This is a genomic window from Caulobacter hibisci, from assembly GCF_016135805.1.
Classification (GTDB): domain Bacteria; phylum Pseudomonadota; class Alphaproteobacteria; order Caulobacterales; family Caulobacteraceae; genus Caulobacter; species Caulobacter hibisci.
The window spans coordinates 465,521-489,769 of record NZ_JADWOX010000001.1; the positions used below are offsets into that span (position 1 = coordinate 465,521).

The following is a 24,249-nucleotide window of genomic DNA, read 5'->3' on the forward strand; positions in this document are numbered from 1 at the left end:
GAAGGGGGGCGCCGGGATCCGCAATTTATGGGCGGACCGCGCAGTCCCTTTTCCCGCCTGGCTTCGCGCATTAAGCGGATAATTCGTACAATTACGGTCAACGAATTTTGTTACGCGATTGACAGCGTTGTCCATTGACAGCGCTGTCGCGTTACTCATAGGTTGCAGTCGCCGGCTCCCAAGAAGGGCCGGAGAACAAGGGAGGATGCGCAAGGCATCCCGAAAAACTTGGCGACTTAACTGCGTCGACCCTGTCGGCGGAGATCGGCTCTCTGCGGCCGTAACCTAGGGGAATGCTCATGATTTCGAAGACTTACGCGACCAGGTCCGCGCTGATGGCGGCGGCTTCCTCGGTCGTCCTGCTGGGCGCCGGCCAGGCTTTCGCCCAGACGCCGGCCTCGGCCGCGGCCGCGCCGGCGGCGGCTCAGGAACCCTCACAGGTTGAGGAGGTGATCGTCACCGGCTTCCGCGCCTCGCTGCAGAGCGCGCTGAACGCCAAGAAGAACTCGAACCTGATCATCGAGTCGGTCACGGCCGAGGACATGGGCAAGTTCCCCGACCAGAACATCGCCGAGTCGCTGCAGCGCCTGCCCGGCGTGCAGATCGACCGCGAGAACGGCCAGGGCACCAAGGTCCGCATCCGCGGCCTCGACCAGAACGTCACGGTGCTGAACAACGACATCTTCGTCTCGGGCCTGGAACTGTTCCGCCTGGGCGAGGGCAAGAGCAAGCAGACCAATTCGCTGGAAGGCATTCCGTCCGAACTGATCGGCGGGGTCGATGTCTACAAGTCGCCCGACGCCTCGCTGCTGGAAGGCGGCCTGGGCGGCGTCGTCAATCTGAAGACCCGCAACGCCCGGTCCCTGCGCGACGACGTGACGATCGCCGGCGACCTGCGCGCCAACAAGGCCGGCGACACCGACTGGAACCCGACCGGCTCGCTGGTGCTGGGCTACAAGTTCAGCGACCGCTTCGCCGTGCTGGGCACGATCTCGTACGACAAGACCGAGATCCACACCGACGTGCTGGGCGGCGAAAACCGCGGCGGCTGGGCCTATAACGACCGCCCGGTGGCCGGCGGCGCGACCCTCGACGTGTGGTCGCCGGAATATCGTTACGCCACCTATCGCGACCAGGAGCGCAAGCGTCTCGGCGCCTCGCTGAACCTCGATTTCGCCCTGACGGACTCGCTGCAGCTGACCGGCGACTGGTTCCACTCGGATCTCAAGATCAAGACCAGCGAAGCCTCGATCAAGTTCCCGTTCGCCAACGAGAACGCCACCTATGCGGCCGGCGCCAGCGTCGACGGCGACGGCGTGCTGCAATCGGGCACGCTGACCGCCAACTCGGCCGAAGGCACCTCGTACTTCCAGAACGCCGAGGCCAAGACCGACAACTTCCAGGTCGCCCTGAACTGGGACAACGGCGGCCGACTGAGCGGCAGCGTGCGCGCGGCCTACTCCACGGCCGACTACACCAGCGAAAGCGCCAACAACGACGTGCGCTACACCCAATACACCGTGCGCAACGGCACCTCGGCGGGCCTGGTGCCCAACGCCACCGCGCCGGCGACCTTCACCTACAGCTACGCCAACGGCGACAATCCGAAGTTCACCCCGGCCAACCCGGCCCAGTTCACCACGCCCTCCAGCGTGTTCGCCAAGTCGCACTGGGTGTTTGGTGAAGACACCCAGATCGACAACACCTCGATCCGCGGCGACCTGAAGTTCCGTCCCGAGTTCGGCGAGAGCGGCAACCTGGTGCTGACCGCCGGCGTCCGTTACGCCGAGCGCAAGATCGACTCCGAGTTCTGGCAGCTGCTGGCCGACTATTCGGGCAAGGGCGAGCTGAACGGTCGCTCCTTCGGTCAGGACTGGACGCCGTACGGCTACTTCCAGGACGGGGCCATCGGCTTCAAGTCGTGCGAACTGCCGGTTGGCACCCCCGGGCGCCCGACCTGCTCGGCGGGCGGCCGCTTCGGCGACTCGCCGGCCCTGATCACGCCCTACCAAACCGCGGCGACCAATCCCGAGCGCTTCGAAACCCTGACGGTGGGCGGCATCAACGCGCTGTTCCAGAAGCGCAGCCAGATGAGCAATCCGACGGCTTGGCTGTCGGGCCTCTATTCCTCGACGCCGTTCAAGAAGTTCGTCGATCCGATCCAGTCGTTCCGGATCAAGGAAAAGACCACCACCGGCTACGGCATGGTCGACCTGGGCGGCCGCGAGGATCGCTATCACGTCAACGCCGGCGTCCGCGTGGTCCGCACCGAGCTGAACATCGACTCCAGCGATACGCCGGCCTCGCCCTGGTACTGGGGCACCGACAGCTGGAACGGCGTCATCGCCAACCCGGACTCGATCAAGACGACGCGCGAATATACCGACGTCCTGCCCAGCGCGAGCGCGGTGTTCGACGTCAACGACAGCGACAAGGTGCGCGTCTCGGCGGCCCGCGTCGTCTCCCGCCAGGACCTGTTCCAGCTGGGCCAGGGCGCGTCCTACAACTACACCCGCAGCACCACCCCGGGGCCGAACGAGAACCGCTTCCTCTATACCAACGGCAGCGGCGGCAACACCGAGCTCGATCCGTATCGCGCTTCGCAGTTCGACATCGCCTATGAGCGCTACATCGGCGCCAGCGGCATCATCTCGGGGGCGTTCTTCTACAAGAGCGTCGACTCGTTCATCCAGGACGAGACCGCGCCGCGCACCGTCGCGGACGGCTCGGTCGAGGGCGCGACCCTGGGCATCTTCACCCAGCCGATCAACGGCGAGGGCGGCACCATCAAGGGTATCGAACTGGCGGCTCAGTACGCCTTCGAAAACGGCTTCGGGTTCAACGCCAACTACACCTACTCCGACTCCGAGACCGACAAGTCGAACGACTACGACAACAACCTGCCGATCCCGGGCGTGGCCAAGAACGCCTTCAACCTGCAGGGCTACTACGAAGGCCACGGCTTCGAGGCCCGCGTCTCCTACGCCTGGCGCGACAAGAGCTACCAGGGCGACTTCGCGTTCGGCTCGGGCGCCGACCGCCACAACCTGGGCACCTGGGAGCGGGCCTATGGCCAGCTCGACGCCCAGATCGGCTATGCGGTGACCCCGGCGATCAAGGTGGTGCTGGAAGGCATCAACCTGACCGAGGAGCCGACCGGCCGTTACCTGCAGTGGGAAAACCTGCCGTTCCGCTACGCCACCGGCGACCGCCGGATCGTGCTGGGCGCCCGGTTCAAGCTGGGCCTGTAAGGGCCAGGCGCCGGCGGCGGGCTGCGAGCCGCCGCCGGCGTTCTTTTCTTCGGGAGCGACCTAGGGGAGGGCGCTGAGATGGATCGCGCGATCGGCTCCATCGCCATATTGGGCGGCGGCACGGCCGGCTGGATGGCCGCCTCGGTCCTGGCCCAGCTGCTGCGCGGCACGGGGACGACGATCACCCTGGTCGAGTCGCCCGAAATTCCGACGGTGGGGGTGGGCGAGGCGACGATCCCGCCGATCATCGACTTTCTTCGCCTGCTCGAGATCGACCAGGCCCAGTTCATGGTCGCCACCGAGGGCACCTTCAAGCTGGGCATTCGCTTCGAGGACTGGACCGTTCCGGGCGAGCGCTACTGGCATCCGTTCGGAACCTTCGGGCCGACCATCGACCGGCGGCCCTTTCACAACATGTGGCACCGGCTGCGGGCGGCGGGCGACGATCCCAAGGTCGAGGCCTACAACCTGTCGGCCGCCCTGGGCGATGCGGGCAAGGCGGCGTTCAACGATCCGCGGGCCGGCGGCCAGGGGCCGACCGGCGGCCTGCGTCACGCCCTGCATTTCGACGCCGGCCTGGTGGCGCGCTTCCTGCGGGCCTGGTCCGAGCGGCGCGGCGTCAAGCGCGTGGAGCGGCGCGTCGAGGGCGCGACCCTGCGCGACGACGGCTTCGTCGAGGCCCTGGTGCTGGACGGCGGCGAGCGGCTGGCGGCCGACTTCTTCATCGACTGCAGCGGCTTTCGCGGCGTGTTGATCGAGGGGGCGCTGAAGACCGGCTACGAGGATTGGAAACGCTGGCTGCCCTGCGACCGGGCGGTGGCGGCGCCGACGCCGCGCGAGGCCAATCCCGCCCCCTTCACCCTGGCCGCGGCGCGGCCGGCCGGCTGGCGCTGGAAGATCCCGCTGCGCCATCGCACCGGCAGCGGCTATGTCTATTCCAGCGCCCATGTCAGCGACGACGAGGCCCTGGCCGACCTGACGCGCGAGGCCGGGCCGCTGCTGGCCGAGCCGCGGGTGCTGAAGTTCACCGGCGGCCGGCGCAAGGCGTTCTGGAACCGCAACGTCGTGGCGCTGGGCTTGGCGTCGGGCTTCCTGGAGCCGCTGGAGTCGACCAGCATCCACTTCGTGACCAGCGGCCTGATGAAGTTGCTCGACCACTTCCCCGACAAGGATTTCGATCCGGCCAACATCGCCGCCTACAACACCGCCCTGATCGCCGACTACGAGGCCGCGCGCGACTTCCTGGTGTTGCACTACCAGCCAACCCGGCGGGACGAGCCGTTCTGGCGGGAGCGGGCGAGCGCTGCGATCCCCGACAGCCTGGCCGCGCGGCTGGAGCTCTATCGCGGCACGGGCCGCATTCCGTTTCGGCCGGGCGAGCTCTTTACCGACCTCTCCTGGTTCTACGTGCTGGAGGGGGTGGGCGTGCGGCCGGCGGCCTATGACCCGCTGGTGGACCACTCGAACCTCGCCGAAACGCGGGCCGGACTGGCCGGTTGGCGGGCCAAGGTCGACGAGGCCGTGCGCGGCGCGGCGACCCATGACGCGGTGCTCGACGCGGTCGCCGCCCAGGCCAGGCCGGCGGCATGAGCGATCGAAATCAACCGCGCCGAAGATCCTCAAAAGAGGATGGACAGCGCTGTCAATTCATGGTGTCTGATTAATGTGACCGCTATCGCAGCGCGCCTTTCGAGGCTGACGGCGAGGGCGAAACGAGAAGAACAAGGGAAGGAAACCACAGGGGCCGACCGGCGCGCGACCGCGCCGGGGCCTGTCAGTTCAACGCGTTCGACTTCATCCCGCTCCAGCGTCGACGCTCCGCGTCGGCGGGGATGACGCCCGACGGCCGCCGGTCCCCCCCGGCCGTCGGGCGGTTGGCTGGAGACCCCTCCTGCAAGGGGTTGCTCCCACTGCGGCGCGGCGGATTCGCCGCGCCGTTCTTTTCCAGATTTCCGTTTAGGGCCTCGCCATGAACCTTCGTCGCCTGCTTCTTCGCGCCTCGCTGCCGACCCTGGCCGCGGGCCTGGCCCTGCCCGTGCTGGCCCAGCCCCTGGTCGCGACCACCCCGCAGACGACGGCCCATCCCGAAGCCTGGCCCAAGGCTCACAGCCCGGCCAGCATCACCGACGCCAAGACCGAGGCCTTCATCACCGAACTGATGAAGAAGATGACGGTTGAGGAAAAGGTCGGCCAGACGATCCAGGGCGACATCGCCTCGATGACCCCGGCCGACCTGGCGACCTATCCGCTGGGCTCCATCCTGGCCGGCGGCAACTCCGCCCCCGACGGCAACGACCGCGCCACGCCCAAGGCCTGGACCGACCTGGTCGACGCCTATCGCAAGGAGTCCCTGGCCAAGCATCCGGGCCGCACGCCGATCCCGCTGCTGTTCGGCATCGACGCCGTGCACGGCCACAACAACATCGTCGGCGCGACGATCTTCCCGCACAATGTGGGCCTGGGCGCCATGCGCGACCCGGTCCTGATCGAGCGCATCGGCCAGGCCACCGGCGAGGAGGTGGCGGTGGTCGGCGGCGACTGGACCTTCGGCCCGACGGTGGCCGTTCCCCGCGACGACCGCTGGGGCCGTAGCTACGAGGGCTATGGCGAGGATCCCGAGATCGTCGCCAGCTATTCGGGTCCGATGACCCTGGGCCTGCAAGGCAAGCTGGTTCCCGGCAAGCCCATCGCGCCGGGCCGCATCGCGGGCAGCGCCAAGCATTTCCTCGCCGACGGCGGCACCCATGACGGCCGCGACCAGGGCGACGCCCTGATCTCCGAGCAGGAACTGGTGGCCGTCCACGCCCAGGGCTATCCGCCCAGCATCGACGCCGGCATCCTGACGGTGATGGCCTCGTTCTCCAGCTGGAACGGCCAGAAGATCACCGGCAACAAGACCCTGATCACCGACGTGCTGAAGGGCCGGCTGGGCTTCGAGGGCTTCGTGGTCAGCGATTGGAACGCCCACGGCCAACTCCAGGGCTGCTCGAACGTCTCGTGCCCGCAGGCGATGAACGCCGGGCTGGATATGTACATGGCCCCCGACAGCTGGAAGGGGCTCTACGACAATACGCTGAAGCAGGTGAAGGCGGGCGAGATCCCGATGGCGCGGCTGGACGACGCCGTGCGGCGGATCCTGCGGGTCAAGGTCAAGGCCGGCCTGTTCGACCGCGTCGCCCCGCAGGTGCAAGGCAAGTTCGACCGTCTCGGCTCGGCCGATCATCGGGCGATCGCCCGTGAGGCCGTGTCCAAGTCGCTGGTGTTGCTGAAGAACGACGGCGTGCTGCCGATCAAGGCCGGCGCGAAGGTGCTTGTGGCCGGCGACGCCGACGACATCGGCAAGGCCTCGGGCGGCTGGACCCTGACCTGGCAGGGCACGGGCAACAAGAACAGCGACTTCCCCAACGGCCAGTCGATCTGGGGCGGCGTGAAAGAGGCCGTCGAGGCGGCCGGCGGCAAGGCGACGCTGGCCAAGGACGGGTCGTTCACCGACAAGCCTGACGTGGCCATCGTGGTGTTCGGCGAGGACCCCTATGCCGAGTTCCAGGGCGACGTTGCCAACCTCGCCTATCAGCCCAACGGCAAGACCGACCTGGCGCTGCTGAAGAAGCTGAAGGCCCAGGGCATCCCGGTGGTGGCCGTGTTCCTGAGCGGCCGGCCGCTGTGGACCAACCCCGAGATCAACGCCTCGGACGCTTTCGTGGCGGCCTGGCTGCCGGGCTCGGAAGGCGGCGGCGTCGCCGACGTGCTGGTGGCCGGCAAGGACGGCAAGTCCAAGCGCGACTTCACCGGCAAGCTGTCGTTCAGCTGGCCCAAGCGCGCCGACCAGGGCCCGCTGAACCGCGGCCAGAGCGGCTACGACCCGCAGTTCGCCTACGGCTACGGCCTGTCCTACGCCAAGCCGGCCAAGGTGGGTGAGCTGTCGGAGAACGCCGGCGACCTGGGAACCGCCGCCAGCGTCGATCGCTATTTCGTGGCCGGTCGTACGCCGGCGCCGTGGATGCTGAGCTTCTCGGGCGCTGGCGCGGTCAAGTCGATCGACGCCGGGGCCCAGGAGAACGGTCGCCAGGCGACCTGGACGGGCGAGGGCGAAGGCCTTCTGGCCGTGCAGGGACCGCCCGTCGACCTGTCGCGCCAGACGACGGGCGACATGGCGATTCTGGTTCGCTGGCGAGTCGACAAGGCGCCGGTTGCGCCGGTTTATCTGACTGTCGGTTGTGGCGAATCCTGCGGTGGACGGCTAGACGTAACGTCAACGTTGTCAGGCTTGAAAATCGGCGAATGGCGCAGCGCCAAGATCAAACTTTCCTGCTTCCAGGCAGCGGGCGCCCAAATGGCGCACGTTTCCTCTCCGTTCGGCCTGAGCACCTCGGGGCCGCTGACCGTTTCTCTGACCGAGATCCAGTTGGCGTCCAACGAGGGCGACGCGTTCTGTCCCAAGTAAAATCCCCCAAAAACAACAAAGGAGCGGCCGCATGATCCGCGCGCGTCGTTCCCGCATCGTCGCCACCATCGGTCCGGCCTCGGCCTCGCCGGAAATGATCGTCAAGCTGGCCAAGGCCGGCGCCGACGTGTTCCGGCTGAACTTCAGCCACGGCGCCCACGAGACCCACGCCGCCGTCTACGCCGCCATTCGCGCGGCGGAGGCGGTGGTTGCGCGTCCCCTGGGCATCCTGGCCGACCTGCAAGGCCCCAAGCTGCGCGTCGGCAAGTTCGCCGACGGCCCCGTGCAGCTAAAGCCCGGCCAGGCCTTCCGGTTCGATTCCGACCCGACCCCCGGTGACGAGACGCGGGTTCATCTTCCCCACCCCGAGATCCTGACGGCGATGAAGCCGGGCGCGACCCTGCTGCTCGACGACGGCAAGCTGCGGATGACCGTGACCGAGGCCGGTCCCGGCTATGCGAACACGACGGTCGTCAACGGCGGCAAGCTGTCGGAGCGCAAGGGCGTGGCGGTGCCGGACGTCATCATCCCGATGTCGCCCCTGACCCCAAAGGACCGCGAGGACCTGGCCTTCGCCCTGCGTCTCGGCGTCGACTGGATCGCCCTGTCGTTCGTGCAGGCGCCCGAAGACATGGCTGAGCTGCGCCGCATCGTCGAAGGACGCGCGGCGGTGCTGGCCAAGATCGAAAAGCCACAGGCGCTGCAGACCTTGGGTCCGATCCTCGACCTCTGCGACGGCGTGATGGTGGCGCGCGGCGACCTCGGCGTCGAAATGGCGCCGGAAGAAGTGCCGGTGGCCCAGAAGGAGATCCTGCGGGCGGCGCGCGAGCGCGGCATCCCGGTGATCGTCGCCACCCAGATGCTGGAGTCGATGACCAACTCGCCGACCCCGACCCGGGCCGAGGCCTCGGACGTGGCCAACGCCGTCTATGAGGGCGCGGACGCGGTGATGCTGTCGGCCGAGAGCGCGGCCGGCGACTATCCCGAAGAGTCGGTGGCGATGATGAACCGCATCATCGAGCGGGTGGAGCGCGATCCGCGCTGGCCCGAGCTGATGCAGGCCGAGCAGCCGCATGTCGACGAAGACGCCGACGTGCTGGTGGTCGCCGCCGCCGGCGCGGCCAAGTCGGGCTCGACCAAGTGCCTGGTGGCCTTCACCACCACGGGCGCGACCGCACGTCGTCTGGCTCGCGAGCGGCCGTTGCAACCGGTGCTGGCCCTGTCGCCGAAGATCGAGGCCGTGCGCCGCATGGCCCTGGTCTGGGGCGTCGAGCCGCGCGTGGCCGCCCAGCCCGACAGCCTGGAGGTCGTCACCACCGACGCCGCCGCCCGGGCCCTGGAGCTGGACCTGGCCAAGCCCGGCGAGCGCATCCTGATCGTCGCCGGTACGCCCTTCGGCGCGCCCGGGGCGGCCAACCTGCTGCGCCTGGCGCACGCGCCGTTCCCGGTGCGGAAGCGCTGATCCTTTCCCTCTCCCCTTGCGGGAGAGGGTGGCCTCCCGGAGGGAGGTCGGGTGAGGGGTCTCTCAAAAGCAAGACGCCGCGACAGCCGATCAGCTGTCGCGGCGTTTTTGGTTGGTGCGACCCCTCATCCGTCGCCTATCGGCGACACCTTCTCCCGCAAGGGGAGAAGGATCAGGATCCAAACGGCTCCGGCAGCAGCCGCTCGTAGCCCTTGCGGACAGAGCCGTAGCATTCGCAGGCGATGGCCTCGAGGCCGGCGCGGTCGAGGATGTCGACGACGCCGCGGCGATAGCGGATCAGGCCCTTGGCCTGGAGGGCGCCGGCCACGGCGGTGACCGTGGTGCGCTGGACGCCCAGCATGTCGGCCAGGAATTCCTGGGTCAGGCTGATGGTGTCGACGTCGATGCGGTCGCGGAAGCCCAGCAGCCAGCGGCAGAACCGCGCTTCCACCCCGTGCAGGGCGTTGCAGGCCACCGACTGGATGGCGTGGCCGAACAGGGCCTCGTTGTGGCGGTCGATCAGGTCGCGCAGGATCGGGCTGCGCTCGACCCCCTCACGCAAGGCCGCGGCGCTGATCCGCGAGGCCCCGCCGGGGGCCTGGACGATGGCGCGCGACAGCGACTGACGCGGGGCGATGGCGGCCATCAGCCCCAGCGCGCCCTCGCGGCCGATGGTGGCGGACTCGATGGCCGCGCCATTGTCCATCAGCGTCATCAGCGAGATGACGCAGTCGTGCGGGAAGTAGACCGTGTCGATCTGATCGCCGGGATCGTACAGCAGCTTCCCCTTCTCCAGGTCCTGATGGGACAGCTGGGCGGCGATGTAGCCGAAGTCCTCGGGGGGAAGGGAAGCGAGCAGACGGTTCTTCAAGGGGTGGAGTGGCCCTGTCATGGCGAATCGAACGCCGGCTTGCGGCAAGGGTTGCAAGCTATAGGCAGGACTGGGGTGCGGCGCTGTCAGGTAGCCGACGCAATGCAGTGGTCGTCCGAGGTAAATCGAACGATGGTTATATAGTGACTGCTGAACGCCCTAGACCTCATAACATATGGCGTATGTCGGGTTCCCGACAAAGAGTGCTGGGGTCGGCCGAATCTACAGCAAATCCAAAGGCGGGCGCGGCGTGGATAGAGTTCGCGCGGTGTCGCCTGAGGCGACCAGGGCGGTCGCGATCGGCGGCGTCGAAGGCCGTCCGCGTTCGCCTACGTAAGCGCTCGCCGTGTGTTCGTTTCGCGTGTCGGCGCGGTGCATACTGCCCGCCTGGCGTGGGGAGGGGCGGCGTGCAGGATCTGACCTATTTTCTGCCGATCTACGGCATCGTGGCCGCGCGGATCTTCCTGATCGGCCTGCTCTATCTGATCCCGTTCTGGGTGGCGGCCGGGCGCGGCCATCCGCACAAGACGCCGATCCTGATCCTCAACCTGTTGCTGGGCTGGACCGTGTTCGGCTGGATCGGCGCATTGATCTGGGCCTTCGTCCGGCCCGCGTCCGAAGCTCGGATCCACGACCTGGCGGCAAGCCCGCCCCGCTGAGGCGGGCTTCCCCGGGACCTCAGAACCCCATCAGCCGGGCGTAGCGGTCGCGGTGGAACGCGGCGGCGCCGAACAGGGCTTCGGCGACGCGGGCGCGCTTCATGTAGAGGCCGGCGTCGTGCTCGTCGGTCATGCCGATGCCGCCGTGCATCTGGACCATCTCGTTGGAGGCCAGGTGCAGCACCTCGCTGGCCTTGGCCTTGGCGAGGGAGGCCAGGGCCCGGGTGTCGGCGCCGGCGTCCAGGGCCTCGAGCGCGGCCTCGACGCAGGAACGGGTGGTCTCCAGGTCGGTGAACCACTTGGCGGCGCGGTGCTGCAGGGCCTGGAAGGTGCCGATCACCTGGCCGAACTGGGTGCGGGTCTTCAGGTAGTCGAGGGTGATCTCGAAGGCGGCGGTGGCCGTGCCCAGCATCTCGGCGGCCAGGCCCGCATAGGCGCGGTCGAGCACGGGTTCGAGGATCGCCCAGCCCTTTCCGACCTCGCCCAGCACCGCGTCGGCCCCGACCTCGACGCCGTCGAACACGATGCGGGCCGCGCCGCGGCTGTCGGCCAGCGCTAAGTGGGTGCGCGTGACGCCCGGCGCGTGGGCGGGCACGAGGAACAGGGTGATGCCGTCGGTGTCGCCGGTCGTCCCGCCGGTGCGGGCCGCGACGATCAGCAGGTCGGCGGCCGCGCCGTCGAGGACGAAGGTCTTGGTTCCGTTCAGGACGAAGCCATTGCCCTTTTCGCCGGCGATTAGGCTGATCCGCGTGGGATTGTGATGGGCGTGCTCGTCGACGGCCAGGGTGGCGACCAGTTCGCCGCTGGCGATTTTCGGCAGCCAGGCGGCCTTCTGGGCGTCGGAGCCGCCGAGCTCCAGGGCGCTGGCGGCGATCAGGGCGGTGGAGAGGAGCGGGGAGGCGGCCAGGGTCTTGCCGGTCTCCTCCAGGATCAGGCCCAGGCCCAGATAGCCGAAGCCCGAGCCGTCATGGGCCTCGGGCACGACCACGCCGGCCCAGCCCATCTGGCCCATCTCGCTCCAGGCGGCCGCATCGAAGCTGGCCTTCGTGCCCTCGTTACGCAGCTTGCGCAGGGCCGAGACCGGCGCGCTTTCCTGGGCCCAACTCCGGGCGGCGTCGCGCAGCATCGTCTGTTCTTCGGTCAGGACGGCCATGTCAGGCGCTCTCCAGGTCATGATGGTGGCGGACGGCCCAGTCGAGGGCCTGTTCGAGACGGTCGTTGCCCCAGAAGAGCTCGCCGTCGGCGGTGACGAAGGAGGGCGAGCCGAACAGGCCGCGCTCGCGGGCCTGGCGGACGTGGTCCTTCAGCTGGTCCTTGATCGGCGCGGACTGGGCGGCGGCCAGGACGTGTTCGGGGCCGGCCCCGACACTGGCGATCAGCGGCGCCAGGATCTCGGGGCTCGATATGTCGAGGTCATCGACGAAATTGGCTTGATAGACGGCGCGGCTGAAGGCCGGCGTCCAGCCGTCCTCCAGGCCGCAGATCGCCACGCGGGCGGCGAGGAGCCCGTTGCGCGGGAACTGGCTGGGATGGTGCAGCGGCAGGCCCTCGCGGTCGCAGACCCGCTGGAGGTCGCGCCACATGTAGTCGCCCTTCACCGGGAAGGTGTTGAACGGGCTGTCGGTCAGGCCCTGCTGCTCGTGGAACAGCGGCCCGACCAGGAACGGCCGCCAGGCCACCGCCACCCCGGCCTGCTCGGCCAGGGCCTCCACCCGCATGGCGGCGGGATAGGAATAGGTGGAGGCGAACTCGTACCAGAACTCGATCAAGGGGCTTCCCCTCTCTCGTCTTCCGCGCCGGCGACGTACCAAGCGAAGCACATCGCATCTCGCGGATCGCGGCCCGTGGTTTTCAAGGCGTCCAAATGTTCGGCGAAGGCTTTCTGGCCCTCGGCGAGGAAGTCATACTCATCCGGCAATTGCCGGAACGCCGAGAGCGCGTCGGCGGCCGCGGCTTCGACCCGCCCATTCCACGACTGTTTCTTCGAGACCGTGCGATAGGTGTCGACCTCCACCCAGTAGCATTCGCAGATGGCCTGGTCGGGCAGGCGAAACTGCAGCTGCCCCCCGATATTCAGAAGGTTCGCCGCGCGCGCCGCCTCTATGACCGCCGGAATGTCGGCCAACGGCCATGCGTATTCCCCGCCGCGAAGCGAGGCGCGGCTCAGAATCTCGTCGGGCAGTTTCTCGGCGCTGATCATGGGGCTGCGTATCGTTCCAATTGACCGGGCGGTGGTCCGGCGTCAGCGACAGCGTCTCACTGGTGATCCAGCAGGCCAAGCACGCGCTTGGCGACGACGTTCAGGTTCACCTCGCTGGTGCCGCCCTCGATCGAGTTGCCCTTGGCGCGGAGCATGGCGCGCAGGGCGGCGATCTCGTCGGGGGCGAAGCCTTCACCTTCCCAGCCCAGGCCTTGCAGGCCAAGGGCCTCGACCAGCAGTTCGGTGCGCTCCTGGTTCATCTTGGCGGCGGCGTATTTGATGATCGAGACGGCGGCGCTGGGGCCAGAGCCAGTCTTGGATTCGGCTTCGGCCCGGCGCACGGTCAGCAGGAAGGCGTGGGCGTCCATCTTGTGGGCGGCGAGGCGGGCGCGCAGGTCGCCGTCGGCGATGCGGCCCTCGGCGTCGACGCCGACATGGGTCTTGGCCGCATCGACCGGGTCGAGACCGCCGCCGCCGCCGAAACCCGAGGCCGAGATGTTCTGGCGCTCGTACTGGAGCAGGCGCTTGGCGATGTCCCAGCCGCCATTGACCTTGCCGACCAGCTGCTCCTTGGGGACCTTCACATTGTCGAAGAAGGTCTCGCAGAAGGGGGAGGAGCCGCTGATCAGCTTGATCGGCCGGGCCTCGACGCCGGGCGAGGTCATGTCGAACAGCACGAACGAGATGCCCTCGTGCTTCTTGGAGGTGTCGGTGCGCACCAGGCAGAAGATCCAGTCGGCCTGATCGGCGTAGCTGGTCCAGACCTTCTGGCCGTTGATCAGCCAGTGGTCGCCCTTGTCCTCGCACTTGGTCTGCAGCGAGGCGAGGTCGGAGCCGGCGCCGGGTTCGCTATAGCCCTGGCACCAGCGGGTCTCGCCGCGGACGATGCCGGGCAGGAAGCGCTGCTTCTGCTCCTCGGTGGCGTATTCCAGCAGCACGGGACCCAGCATCCAGACGCCGAAGCTCATCAGGGCGGGGCGGGCCTTGATGCGACGCAGCTCCTGCTCGAGCACCTTGTTCTCGGCCTTGGAGAGGCCGCCGCCGCCGTACTGCCTGGGCCACATCGGGGCGGTCCAGCCCTTGTCGGCCATGCGGTCGAGCCAGAGCTTGGCGTCGGGGTTCTTCCACTGCGCCTTGGCGCCGCCCCAGGGGGCTTCCTTCTCGTCGGCCATCGGCGTGCGCATCGAGGGCGGGCAGTTGGCTTCCAGCCAGGCGCGCGTCTCGGCGCGGAAGGTGTCGAGTTCGGTGGCGCCGAAGTCGGCCATGGCTGCACTCCCTGTCAGGCGGCGAGCGCTGGCGGCCCGCTTCAGGCGGCAGACTACGCGAGGCGACGCCGGGAGCAAGTCGATTCAAACGGTCGTTCGCATCGCGATGCGCGACGGGAGGGCTCCCGGCGCGTTATAGAGACGCCGATGACGTTTCCCGGCCGGGATTCGCCGATCAGGGGTCTTGATGTCCGCGCCCGAATTGAGACCTGCCTTTCTGGCGGTGGCCCCGAGCCTCTCGGCGATCCTCGCCGCCTCGGCCGGCGTGCTGCTGCTGGCTTCTGGCGCGACCCCGTCGGAGCCCACCCGCTTCGCCATTCTGCTGGCCTTCGCGCCGTCGGCGCTGATCGAGATCAGCCACTTCTTCTCGTCGATCCTCGGTCTCGTTTTGGTGCTGTTGGCCTTCGGCCTGCGCTCGCGGCTGGACGCGGCCTGGTGGGCGACCCTGGTGATGCTGGCCGCCGGCGCCGTGCTGGCCATCTTCAAGGGCCTGAACTGGGAAGAGACGGCGACGCTGAGCGTCTTCTTCCTGGCCATCGTGCCGTTCCACGAGGCCTTCCCGCGCAAGGCGGCCCTGTCGCGGATGGAGATCACCCCCGGCTGGCTGCTGTCGGCGGCCGCGGCCATCGGCGGGGCGGCCTTCCTGGGTTGGTGGATGTTCCACCACACCGAATATGCCGACCGCTCGTGGATGCGGATCATGGGCGACCAGGACGCCGCCCGGGCCATCCGCTCGTCGATCGCCGCGGCGGTGGTGCTGATGGGCATCGGCCTGTGGCGGCTGATCGCCACCCCGGCCACGCCGCCGGTCGTCGACGACACCGATCCCGACTTCGACCGCGTGCGGGCGATCCTGGCCAAGGCCGAGGCGTCCGAGCCGTCGTCGAGCCTGGCCCTGCTGGGCGACAAGCGCTTCCTGTTCTCGGCCTCGGGCGAGAGCTTCCTGATGTTCGGCGTGCGCCGCCGCTCGTGGATCGCCATGGGACCGCCCGTGGGTCGCCACGACGAGCGGATGGAGCTGTTCTGGCGCTTCCGCGAGCTGGCCGACGCCCATGCGGCGCGGGCCGGCTTCTACGCCCTGGGTCCCGAGGACCTGCCCGACACCGTCGATCTGGGCCTGGCGATCCAGAAGACCGGCGAGAGCGCCGCGGTGCCGCTGGAGAGCTTCTCGCTCGCCGGCCGCCGTCGCGAGGTGCTGCGCCGCAACTGGCGCAAGGCCGGCGAGGGCGGGGCCAGCTTCGAAGTGCTGCCGGCCGGCGCGTCCATGACGGTGATGGCCGAGCTGCGGGTGATCTCCGACGCCTGGCTGGGCCACCACTCCGGCGGCGAGAAGAGCTTCTCGATGGGCGGGTTCGATCCGCGCTACGTGGCCGAGTTCCCGGTCGCCCTGGTGCGCTCGGAAGGCCGCATCGTCGCCTTCGCCACCCTGTGGACCACGCCGCACAAGGCCGCGTTCTCGATGGACCTGATGCGCTACTCCGACGAGGCGCCCAAGAACATCATGGACTACCTGTTCGTCGAGCTCCTGCAATGGGGCAAGGCGGAGGGCTATACGGCGTTCGAGTTCGGCATGGCCCCGCTGGCGGGCCTGGACGACCGGCCGCTGGCCCCGATCATGTCGCGCGTGGGCCGCCTGCTCTACGAGCGCGGCGAGGGAATCTACAATTTCCAGGGCGTTCGGCGCTACAAGGACAAGTACGACCCCATGTGGCAACCGCGCTACATTGCGGCGCCTCGTCGCTGGGCGATCCCTTTTTTGCTGGCCGATATCGGCCTGCTGTCGTCGGGCGGGGTCTCGGGCCTGGCCAAACGGCCGCGACCTAATAGCGCGGGTCGCCCGTCTTAAGGCCCAGCAGATTGAGCGCGTGAGCGGCCAAAAGCAGGGTCGCCACCGCCGTCACCATCATCATCGGGCGCCACGGCGCCATGCGCGGACCCTTTGCTGGATTGGAAGGGCGCGCGCCCAGCCAGCCGAACAGCACGGTCAGGGCGATCGTGGTCGCGCCGGCGATCAGGGTCGGGATCATTTCCATCAGGCGCAAATGACCTGCGACAATCGGCCTGGCAATAGGTTAACGTGCATTAACACACGGGAACCAAATCATCTGTACATACCTTGGTAACTGTGTCTGTTAACCATCCACAAGAACGCTACATCTAGCGTTTTTGGTCGCGTTTACACGCTAGGAATCGGTGACTAGCGTGGGTCCCCAGGTGCGGGGAGAACGATTCGCATGACTGCCGCTGCTCCGTGGAGCGTAAAGGGAATTGACCCGAAAGCACGGGAGGTCGCCAAAGACCTCGCGCGTCGCTCGGGCATGACCCTTGGCGAGTGGCTGAACCGGATGATCATCGAGGGCGACGCCCCCGGTTTTGAAGCCGCCAGCAACGACTCCTTTAACGATACCGGCCGTTCGAACGGCCGCCCCGTTTACCTTGAAAACGACCGCGTCGAGGCGCCGGCGCGTATAGAAGCGCCCGAGCATCCCGCCGACGAGGTGGGGCGCATGACGATCGCGCTCGACCGCCTGACCCAGCGCATCGAGGCCGCCGAGGCCCGTTCGGCCAACGCCATCAGCGGCATCGACCAGTCGGTGCGCGGCGCCCTGCAACGCCTGTCGAGCTCCGAGCGCGAGCAGATCGCCGTCGCCGCCCGCTTCGAGGGCCTGGCCGACGAGATCAAGACCGAGCAGACCCGCAACGCCGAACGCCTGCGCCGCATCGAGAACGAGGCCGCCGGTCCGCGCTCGGCCGAGGCCCTGCGCGCGCTGGAAAGCGCCGTCGGCCGCGTCGCCAACCACCTCTATGAAGGCGAGGGCCGCACCCGCGAGACCCTGGCCGCCCTGGAAGCCAAGGTCGCCGCCAAAGAGGCCGCGCCGGCCCATGCCGCCGGTGTGGCCGAAGAGGTCGTGGCTCGCCTGCAAGAACGCCTGGAGGCCGCCGAGGCTCGCACCGCCGAAGCGCTGCAGGCGCTGGGCGGGTCGTTCTCGGCCCTGGACAACCGTCTGTCGGCCGTCGAAGGCGAGGGCGGCAGCGCCCAGAAGCGTCTCGAGGAACTGGCCGGCGGCCTCTCGGCCAAGATGGAAGCCGCGCGCGCCGAGATGGCCGCCAAGCTGCGCGAGACAGCCGACGGCCGCTTCGACCGCATGGAGCGCAAGCTGGGCGAGATGACCGCCCACATCCAGGCCGCCGAGCATCGCTCGGCCCAGGCGATCGAGCGCATGGGCCGCGAGGTCGTCGGCCTGGCCGACGCCTTCAACCGCCGCATCCAGACCTCCGAAGCCCGCCAGGCCAACGCCATCGAGCAGGTCGGCGGCGAAGTGGCCCGCATCGCCTCGAGCGTCGAGCACAAGCTCAATCGCGCCGACAGCATCCAGGGCCAGGCCCTGGAGAAGCTGGGCGTCGAGATCGCCCGCATCACCGAGAAGCTGGCCGAGCGCATCAGCGCCTCGGAGCGCCGCAACGCCCAGGCCATCGACGACGTCGGCGAACAGGTCGTGCGCGTCACCGACCGCCTGAACCAGCGCGCCGAGCGCAGCTCGCAGGAACTGATCGACCGCATCCGCCAGTCCGAGGAGCGCACCGCGCGCATGCTCGACGAGGCCCGCGAGAAGATCGACACCCGCCTTGCCGACGCCCAGCGTCGCCTCGTCGAGACCCCGGCCGCCCCGGCCCGTCGCTCGGCCGAACCGTCGCCCTTCGACGACGACCGCTTCTCGTTCGGCGGCGAGGCCGTCAGCGAGGACGTGTTCGAGCAGCCGACCTTCCCGCAGCCGAGCTTCCCGCCGGCCGCCGCGCCGATCGCCCACGCGGCCCTGGCTCCGGCCACGACCTATGTGGCCCCGGCCGCTCCCTCGAACGTCTTCGAGGCCGAGTTCCCGGTCGACGAACCGGAAGCCCCGAGCTTCGCCGCCGAGGACTTCGAGGCCGCCGACGGCTTCGGCGCCGCGCCGTCGGCCCAGGAGTCGGCCTTCGAAGATCGGTCGTTCGATGCGCCAGCGTTCGAAACCCAGTCCTTCGAGGCTCCGGCCTTCGAAGCCCAATCCTTCGAGACTGACGAGTTCGATCCCGAGCCGCAGGCCCCGGCCGCGCCGAACCGTCCGCTGTCGACCCGTGAAGTCATCGAGCAGGCCCGCGCCGCCGCCCGCGCCGCGGCCGCCGGCGCCGACGCCAAGACGAAGGCCAAGGCCGACAAGGCGCCCGCCAAGTCGCTGTTCGCAGGCTTCGGCAAGGCCCTGCCCAAGAAGGCCAAGCGCGGCGCGTCCTCGACCCTGGTGACCATGCTGCTGGTCTCGGCCGGCGCCGCGGCGCTGGGCGTGGGCGCGGCGGGCTTCTCCATGCTGCCCAAGGACGGCGAAGGTGCTGTCAACGACCGCGTGGCCAAGGCCATCGCCGGCCGCGCCTCCGACGTCGAGATCAAGACCGCCGAGGTCGATACCACTCCGAGCCAGCCGCGCGTGGCCATCGCCGTCGCCAGCCCGACCGTCCAGCCGGCGGCCCGGGCCGTCGCGGCGACCACGGTCGCGCCCACCGCCGCCGATCCGGAAAGCGCCGCTGCCGCCGATGGCGAGGCCCTGTTCGCCGACGCCGTCCGTCGCCTGGAAGCCAAGGATCGCGCCGGCATCGCGCCGCTGCGCAAGGCCGCCAACCTGGGCCTGCCCAAGGCCCAGTTCCTGCTGGCCAAGATGTACGAGATGGGCGAGGGCGGCCAGAAGAAGGACCTCACCGAGGCCCGTCGCTGGTACGAGCGCGCCGCCCAGTCGGGCGACGCCAGCGCCATGCACAATGTCGGCCTGTTCGCCTCGCGCGGCCAGGGCGGCCCGGAAAACTGGACCACGGCCGCCACCTGGTTCCGCAAGGCGGCCGAGGCCGGCCTGGTCGACAGCCAGTTCAACCTGGCCCAGCTCTACGCCAAGGGCCGCGGCGTCGCGCAGAACCCGGCCGAGGCCTATCGCTGGTACCTGATCGCCGCCCGCTCGGGCGACGCCGACGCCCGCGCCCGGGCCACCGCCCTGCGCGGCCAGCTGACCCCGGAAAGCCAGCGCATCGCCGAACGCTCGGCCGAATCCTTCCGCTCGCGCCTGGCCGCCGCGCCGCGCGTGACGCAGACGGCGGCGGTCCCGCCGGCGGCCGGCATGGTCACCGCCCAACGCGCCCTGTCGCGCCTCGGCTACTATCAGGGCCCCCAGGACGGGGCTGCTTCGCCGGCCCTGCGGATGGCCATCCAGGCCTATCAGCGCGACCAGAACCTGGCCGCCTCGGGCGCCCTGGACGGCGACACCCTCGACCGACTGTCGGCCTTCGCGCGATAAGTCGAGCGACATCAAGCGCTTGAGAACGCCCTCGGGACCCGGTCCCGGGGGCGTTTTCGCATGCAGATCGCGCGTGGACGTCGGCGCGCGCCTCGGTAATAGTCATCGTTTCGACGCAAACGCCCGGCGGGCGAAACAATTGGACGCCGGGCTTGAGCTATCGTTGCTGTGAGTATGCGGTCGGCCGGGACGCTGACGACCGTGGACGGGGCGGGGGGAAGGTTCTCGGACCTTCCGAAGGAGTGCAGACTTGATGACGGACCACGTGAGCGAACGCGTGCCTGTTCCGCGCACCGTATGGGTGTTCGGCCTGGCGACTCTGGTTCCCTTCGTCATCGCCTCGGGCCTGTTCTGCTATGGCCCCGCCGGCCAGCGCGCGCCGGCCCTGGTGGCCCTGCTGGCCTATTCGACCGCCATGCTGTCCTATCTGGGCGGCGTGCGCTGCGGGCTCGAGATCGGCCACGTCCAGCCGCGTTGGGCGACCCTGGCGCTGTCGTGGCTGCCGCCGCTGGCCGGTGTGGCGTTGATGCTCGGGGCCGAGCGCTTCGGCGCGGCCTGGCAGCTTTCCGGCTTCCTGTTCGTGTTCCTGCTGCAATGGCTGTGGGACGTCACCAGCCATGAGGGCCCTGCCTGGCGGCCCCGCCTGCGCACCCTGCTGACCACCGGCGCGGCCCTGTCGCTGGCCTTTGCGCTTGAGCAGGCGCTGGCGCTGTAGGGGGCGTTCGATGATCGCCAGTCTCGAACTTGAGGCTATCGCACCAGATGGTCGACGCTTTCCGCTCACAATCGGCGTGGGAACGCCTTATCTCGACGACGAGCTAATGACTTGGCGCTGCCCAGTCGAAGTGCGGCCGCTCCATCAGAAATTGATCGACCAGACGGGAAGCGACTCTCTGCAGGCGCTTTGCTTGGCGATGCGTCTATCGAAAACGCTTCTCGAGGACTTCGTCGCCAGGGGTGGAAAGCTTCTGATGGATGGCGAGGTCTTTCGCTTCGAGCCCTATTTCGGGGCCTGGATGGAGACTGGGGCGTCGGCCCCGCCGAAAGTTTAGCTACCGCGTCGCCACCGCCTTCGGATCGCCGCCGGCCAGCGGATCGCTGAGGCAGGACGAGGCGACGGCGTGGTTCAGCTTGGCCTTCTTCTTTTCCAGTCGCTGGGTCAGGGCCGTGCCGGCCGCCGCGCCCGCCAAGGGGGCCACGACATTGCCGCCGACCCCGACCACGGCGCGGACGATGCGGTGATCGTTGTACTGCTCGGCCTCGGCGCGGGCCTTCTGGCATTCGGGGCTGCCATAGGCCGGCTGGGTCTTGTCGAGCTTGGCGATGGTGTCCTTCGGGGCCGGCGCGGTGGCGCAGGCCGACAGCAGCAGGACGGCGAGGCTCGGGATCGGCGGGCGCATGGGGCGGAGGTCTCCCGTGTGGATGTCTCCGGGCAAACGCCGCCTGCGGGGCGAGCGATCCTAAGGCGGCGCTTGGCGTTCAGTCCGGCAGCAGCGAGCGCGGCCCCACCGCGTGCACCCGCTTGCCGCCCAGGGCGCCGGCCAGGGGCGGGGCGGCGAACAGGTTGGAGAAGGCCTGGTCGAGAATGTTGAGACCCCCGGTATAGGCCCCGAAGGCCGGCAGGATCAGCCGCTGGCCATCGGTGACGAAGCAGCGCTTGCGCACGCTGCCGCGACCACTGGTGACGCGGGCGGCCGGATGCAGGTGGCCGGCCACCTCGCCGGGCTGGACGCCGGGCTCGGGCTCGTGGCGCAGAGTGAGGCCGCCGATCGAGAGCTCGTCGATGACCTGGCCGGGGAGGGCGCGCGGGCCGTCGGCGTCGTGGTTGCCCACCGCCCAGATCAGGTCACGGCCGACGGCCAGCGCCCGCAGGCGGTCGGCGTCATCAGCGGCCAGGCGCTCCTCGGCCGCGCCGTCGTGGAAGCTGTCGCCCAGGAAGATCAGGGTGGCCGGCGTCAGGGCCGCGACCTCGGCCTCGAGGCGGGTCAGGGTCTCGCGGGTGTCGTAGGGCGGCAGCATCTGGCCGAACCGCGCGGCGTAGGACGAGCCCTTCTCGAAGTGCAGGTCGGCGACCACCAGGGCGCGCTCGGCCTCCAGCCACAGGGCGCCGGAGCCGCGCAGCAGCACCAGCCGCTCGGACACCATGACCGTCAGGCCGCCGCAGTCGCTGAGCTGGAACCTCGTCATCAGGAAAGCGCCTCCGCGATCAGGTCTTCCTCCGCCTCGGCCAGGATCATGTCGCTGGCCGCGTCGCCGGGCGCGCGCTCGCGGCCGATCTCCAGCATGATCGGCACGGCGAAGGGCGAAACCTTGTCCAGCGCCGCATGGCGGATGCGGCCCTTGATGCGGGCCAGTAGATCCCCCAGCCGCGCCACGTCCAGCTGACCGGTCGCCGCATCGGCGCGGGCGCAGCGCAGCAGCAGGTGGTCGGGCTGGTGCTTGCGTAGAACGTCGTAGATCAGGTCGGTCGAGAAGGTGACCTGGCGGCCCGACTTCTCCTCGCCGGGATAGCGCCGCTCGATCAGCCCGCCGATCAGGGCGCAGGCCTTGAAGGCGCGCTTCATCAGGAAGCTTTCGTTCAGCCAGTCCTCCAGGTCGTCGCCCAGCATGTCCTGGTCGAACAGGTCGGCCAGATCCAGTTCGTCCATCGGCCGCAGCGACCAGACGTTCAGCGCATAGTCGTTGCAGACGAAGCCCAGCGGCCCGACGCCCAGTCGGTCGAGCCGGCGGGTCAGCAGCATGGCCAGGGTGGTGTGGGCCAGGCGCCCCTCGAACGGATACAAGACCATGTGGAAGCGCTTCCCGCGCGGGAAGGTCTCCAGCAGCATCTCGTCCTCGTCCGGGATCAGCGAGCGGGCCTTCTGGTAGGCCATCCACTCCTGGACGTCGGGTGGTAGGGCCAGCCATTCGGCCTCGTCGTGCATCATCTTGCGCACGCGCGACGCCAGATAGGTCGAGAGCGGGAACTTCGACCCGCCCCAGCTGGGCATCTTGGGGTCCTTGTCGGGGGCGGGGGTCACGAAGGCGTCGGCGCCCACGAGGCTGTTGAAGCGCCAGACCTGTCCGGCGAAAACGAAGGTGTCGCCGGGCGCCAACTGCTCGAAATAGCCTTCCTCGGCCTCGCCGATCTTGCGTCCGCCCATCGGCCTGCGGCCGCCGCCGATGCGCACGTTGACCACGGCGGGCGAGACGATCGCGCCGACGTTCATCCGGTGGCGCTGGATCACCTGGGCGTTGCGGGCTTTCCAGAGGCCGTCCGCGTCCTCCACGATCCGACGGAAGCGGTCGTAGGTCTTCAGCGCGTAACCGCCGGTGGAGACGAAATCGACGACGGTCTCGAAGTCTTCCCACGACAGGTCGGCATAGGGGCCGGCGGTGCGAACCTCGTCATAGAGGTCGAGCAGCTTGAAGGGCTCGGAGCAGGCGCAGCCCATGACATGCTGGGCCAGGACGTCGAGGGCGCCGATGCGGGCCGGTTCGCCGTCGAGGTGGTTCTCCAGGATGGCGTCGGCGGCCGCGCGGCACTCCAGCATCTCGAAGCGGCTGGCGGGCACGAACAGGGCGCGGCTGGGCTCGTCGAGGCGATGGTTGGCGCGGCCGATCCGCTGGACCATCCGCGAGGCCCCCTTGGGCGCGGCCAGCTGGATGACCAGATCGACGTCGCCCCAGTCGATGCCCATGTCCAGGGTCGAGGTGCAGACCACGGCTCGCAGCTCGCCCCGCGCCATGGCGGCCTCGACCTTGCGCCGCTGCTCGGCCGACAGGCTGCCGTGGTGCAGGGCGATCGGCAGGCCCTCGTCGTTGAGCTTCCATAGTTCCTGGAAGGCGAACTCGGCCTGGAAGCGCGTGTTGACGAAGATCAGGGCCGTGCGGCTGGCGGCGATGATCGTATAGACCTCGGCCATGGCGTGCTGGGCGGTGTGGCCGGCCCACGGCACGCGGCCGTCGGAGACCAGGACTTCCACCACCGGCTGGGCGCCGCCGGAGCCGAGGACGAGGTCGACCGACGAGCCTGCAAGGGAAGGAACCTCCCCCCGTGGGGGAGGTGTCGGCGAAGCCGACGGAGGGGGGAGTATTTCCGGCGTTGCTGAAGCTGAAACCGCCCCCCCACCGGCGCTAGGCGCCGCCTCCCCCACAGGGGGAGGTTCGTTTTGGATCGGGCCTCGTCCCAACCACTTCCGCACTAGGTCCGGATCATCCACCGTCGCCGACAGCCCCACCCGGCGCAGGCGCGGTGCGAAGACCTGAAGGCGCGCCATGGCCAGGGCCAGGAGGTCGCCGCGCTTGGAGGGCCACATGGCGTGGGCCTCGTCGATGATCACGCAGGAGAGGTCGGCGAAGTATTCGCGCGCGCCTTCCCAGGCGCAGAACAGCGCGAGCTGTTCGGGGGTGGTCAGCAGGATGTCGGGCGGACGGATCCGCTGGCGGGCCTTGCGGCTTTCGCCGGTGTCGCCGGTGCGGCTTTCGGCGACGATCGACAGGCCCATCTCGCGGATCGGCGTCATCAGGTTGCGCTCGACGTCGACGGCCAGGGCCTTGAGCGGCGAGATGTAGAGGGTGTGGATGCCGGCCGGCGCATTGCGCGGCGGGCGCTCGTAGAGCTCGATCAGGCTGGGCAGGAAGCCCGCCAGGGTCTTGCCGCCGCCGGTCGGGGCGATCAGCAGGGCGTCGCGCCCGGCCTTGGCCTTTGCGATCATCGACAGCTGGTGGGCGCGCGGGGCCCAGCCGCGGGCGGCGAACCACTCTGAAAAGCGCGGGGGAAGCAGGTCGGCCGGAACCATCGAG

At 69.0% G+C, this 24,249-nt stretch carries 18 protein-coding genes; 9 read left to right on the top strand and 9 right to left on the bottom strand.

The features are described 5' to 3' along the window. Nucleotides 1–299 precede the first annotated feature (299 nt). The 4 genes from I4Q42_RS02305 (at nt 300) to pyk (ending at nt 9,157) form a co-directional block, all read left to right on the top strand. The gene (locus I4Q42_RS02305) at nt 300–3,251 is read left to right on the top strand and encodes a TonB-dependent receptor (protein WP_198574439.1); all 2,952 of its coding nucleotides are present in this window, start codon (nt 300–302) and stop codon (nt 3,249–3,251) included. Between the two features lie 78 nt (nt 3,252–3,329). Beyond that, the gene (locus I4Q42_RS02310) at nt 3,330–4,841 is read left to right on the top strand and encodes a tryptophan halogenase family protein (RefSeq protein WP_198574440.1); all 1,512 of its coding nucleotides are present in this window, start codon (nt 3,330–3,332) and stop codon (nt 4,839–4,841) included. Nucleotides 4,842–5,220: 379 nt separating this feature from the next. Continuing rightward, the gene (locus I4Q42_RS02315; RefSeq protein ID WP_198574441.1) at nt 5,221–7,695 is read left to right on the top strand and encodes a glycoside hydrolase family 3 protein; all 2,475 of its coding nucleotides are present in this window, start codon (nt 5,221–5,223) and stop codon (nt 7,693–7,695) included. 31 nt (nt 7,696–7,726) lie between these two features. Continuing rightward, nucleotides 7,727–9,157, top strand: coding sequence for a pyruvate kinase (pyk, locus tag I4Q42_RS02320; protein WP_198574442.1), 1,431 nt, complete (start codon nt 7,727–7,729; stop codon nt 9,155–9,157). A gap of 172 nt (nt 9,158–9,329) precedes the next feature. Here the strand turns inward: pyk and I4Q42_RS02325 are convergent, their stop codons facing one another. After that, nucleotides 9,330–10,028: a Crp/Fnr family transcriptional regulator gene (locus I4Q42_RS02325; RefSeq protein ID WP_232792778.1), complete on the bottom strand. Its 699-nt coding sequence runs from the start codon at nt 10,026–10,028 to the stop codon at nt 9,330–9,332. Between the two features lie 407 nt (nt 10,029–10,435). Here I4Q42_RS02325 and I4Q42_RS02330 point away from each other — a divergent pair, with 407 nt between their 5' ends. Continuing rightward, on the top strand, nt 10,436–10,687 hold the full coding sequence (locus I4Q42_RS02330; RefSeq protein WP_332872999.1) for a superinfection immunity protein: 252 nt from the start codon (nt 10,436–10,438) through the stop codon (nt 10,685–10,687). Between the two features lie 19 nt (nt 10,688–10,706). Here the strand turns inward: I4Q42_RS02330 and I4Q42_RS02335 are convergent, their stop codons facing one another. Genes I4Q42_RS02335 through I4Q42_RS02350 form a run of 4 tightly spaced genes read right to left on the bottom strand, consistent with a single transcriptional unit; the run spans nt 10,707 to nt 14,152 of the window. After that, nucleotides 10,707–11,840, bottom strand: coding sequence for an acyl-CoA dehydrogenase family protein (locus I4Q42_RS02335; protein ID WP_198574444.1), 1,134 nt, complete (start codon nt 11,838–11,840; stop codon nt 10,707–10,709). Nucleotide 11,841: 1 nt separating this feature from the next. Further along, complete coding sequence (locus I4Q42_RS02340; protein ID WP_198574445.1) at nt 11,842–12,456, bottom strand: 2-hydroxychromene-2-carboxylate isomerase; 615 nt, start codon at nt 12,454–12,456, stop codon at nt 11,842–11,844. Further along, nucleotides 12,453–12,887, bottom strand: a complete 435-nt coding sequence (locus tag I4Q42_RS02345; RefSeq protein WP_198574446.1) for a hypothetical protein — start codon at nt 12,885–12,887, stop codon at nt 12,453–12,455. Before I4Q42_RS02345 ends, I4Q42_RS02340 begins: the two co-directional genes overlap by 4 nt. Nucleotides 12,888–12,943: 56 nt before the next feature. After that, entirely contained in the window at nt 12,944–14,152 is a 1,209-nt protein-coding gene (locus tag I4Q42_RS02350; RefSeq protein WP_198574447.1) for an acyl-CoA dehydrogenase family protein, read from the bottom strand. 187 nt (nt 14,153–14,339) lie between these two features. Here I4Q42_RS02350 and I4Q42_RS02355 point away from each other — a divergent pair, with 187 nt between their 5' ends. Then, nucleotides 14,340–15,998, top strand: coding sequence for a phosphatidylglycerol lysyltransferase domain-containing protein (locus tag I4Q42_RS02355; protein WP_198574448.1), 1,659 nt, complete (start codon nt 14,340–14,342; stop codon nt 15,996–15,998). Here I4Q42_RS02355 and I4Q42_RS02360 read toward each other — a convergent pair. Then, nucleotides 15,973–16,185: a hypothetical protein gene (locus tag I4Q42_RS02360; protein WP_198574449.1), complete on the bottom strand. Its 213-nt coding sequence runs from the start codon at nt 16,183–16,185 to the stop codon at nt 15,973–15,975. The genes I4Q42_RS02355 and I4Q42_RS02360 overlap by 26 nt on opposite strands. Before the next feature lie 285 nt (nt 16,186–16,470). Here I4Q42_RS02360 and I4Q42_RS02365 point away from each other — a divergent pair, with 285 nt between their 5' ends. From I4Q42_RS02365 to I4Q42_RS02375, 3 genes are all read left to right on the top strand, one after another. Beyond that, nucleotides 16,471–19,464, top strand: a complete 2,994-nt coding sequence (locus tag I4Q42_RS02365) for a peptidoglycan-binding protein (protein WP_232792779.1) — start codon at nt 16,471–16,473, stop codon at nt 19,462–19,464. 253 nt (nt 19,465–19,717) lie between these two features. Next, entirely contained in the window at nt 19,718–20,179 is a 462-nt protein-coding gene (locus I4Q42_RS02370; RefSeq protein ID WP_198574451.1) for a DUF3429 domain-containing protein, read from the top strand. A gap of 10 nt (nt 20,180–20,189) precedes the next feature. After that, nucleotides 20,190–20,516, top strand: a complete 327-nt coding sequence (locus I4Q42_RS02375; protein WP_198574452.1) for a DUF6968 family protein — start codon at nt 20,190–20,192, stop codon at nt 20,514–20,516. Here the strand turns inward: I4Q42_RS02375 and I4Q42_RS02380 are convergent, their stop codons facing one another. The 3 genes from I4Q42_RS02380 to I4Q42_RS02390 form a co-directional block, all read right to left on the bottom strand. Further along, nucleotides 20,517–20,864, bottom strand: coding sequence for a hypothetical protein (locus I4Q42_RS02380; RefSeq protein WP_198574453.1), 348 nt, complete (start codon nt 20,862–20,864; stop codon nt 20,517–20,519). A 79-nt stretch (nt 20,865–20,943) separates the two neighbouring features. Continuing rightward, the gene (gene pdeM, locus I4Q42_RS02385; RefSeq protein ID WP_198574454.1) at nt 20,944–21,651 is read right to left on the bottom strand and encodes a ligase-associated DNA damage response endonuclease PdeM; all 708 of its coding nucleotides are present in this window, start codon (nt 21,649–21,651) and stop codon (nt 20,944–20,946) included. Beyond that, complete coding sequence (locus tag I4Q42_RS02390; protein ID WP_198574455.1) at nt 21,651–24,245, bottom strand: ligase-associated DNA damage response DEXH box helicase; 2,595 nt, start codon at nt 24,243–24,245, stop codon at nt 21,651–21,653. The genes pdeM and I4Q42_RS02390 overlap by 1 nt, the downstream gene beginning before the upstream one ends. Between the last annotated feature and the right edge of the window lie 4 nt (nt 24,246–24,249).

Coding starts and splice junctions, on each gene's coding strand:
- pdeM (WP_198574454.1), bottom strand. CDS start 21,651: ATGACGAGGTTCCAGCTCAGCGACTGCGGCGGCCTGACGGTCATGGTG.
- I4Q42_RS02380 (WP_198574453.1), bottom strand. CDS start 20,864: ATGCGCCCGCCGATCCCGAGCCTCGCCGTCCTGCTGCTGTCGGCCTGC.
- I4Q42_RS02305 (WP_198574439.1), top strand. CDS start 300: ATGATTTCGAAGACTTACGCGACCAGGTCCGCGCTGATGGCGGCGGCT.
- I4Q42_RS02350 (WP_198574447.1), bottom strand. CDS start 14,152: ATGGCCGACTTCGGCGCCACCGAACTCGACACCTTCCGCGCCGAGACG.
- I4Q42_RS02390 (WP_198574455.1), bottom strand. CDS start 24,245: ATGGTTCCGGCCGACCTGCTTCCCCCGCGCTTTTCAGAGTGGTTCGCC.
- I4Q42_RS02335 (WP_198574444.1), bottom strand. CDS start 11,840: ATGGCCGTCCTGACCGAAGAACAGACGATGCTGCGCGACGCCGCCCGG.
- I4Q42_RS02360 (WP_198574449.1), bottom strand. CDS start 16,185: ATGGAAATGATCCCGACCCTGATCGCCGGCGCGACCACGATCGCCCTG.
- pyk (WP_198574442.1), top strand. CDS start 7,727: ATGATCCGCGCGCGTCGTTCCCGCATCGTCGCCACCATCGGTCCGGCC.
- I4Q42_RS02315 (WP_198574441.1), top strand. CDS start 5,221: ATGAACCTTCGTCGCCTGCTTCTTCGCGCCTCGCTGCCGACCCTGGCC.
- I4Q42_RS02375 (WP_198574452.1), top strand. CDS start 20,190: ATGATCGCCAGTCTCGAACTTGAGGCTATCGCACCAGATGGTCGACGC.
- I4Q42_RS02345 (WP_198574446.1), bottom strand. CDS start 12,887: ATGATCAGCGCCGAGAAACTGCCCGACGAGATTCTGAGCCGCGCCTCG.
- I4Q42_RS02365 (WP_232792779.1), top strand. CDS start 16,471: ATGACCCTTGGCGAGTGGCTGAACCGGATGATCATCGAGGGCGACGCC.
- I4Q42_RS02355 (WP_198574448.1), top strand. CDS start 14,340: ATGTCCGCGCCCGAATTGAGACCTGCCTTTCTGGCGGTGGCCCCGAGC.
- I4Q42_RS02310 (WP_198574440.1), top strand. CDS start 3,330: ATGGATCGCGCGATCGGCTCCATCGCCATATTGGGCGGCGGCACGGCC.
- I4Q42_RS02370 (WP_198574451.1), top strand. CDS start 19,718: ATGACGGACCACGTGAGCGAACGCGTGCCTGTTCCGCGCACCGTATGG.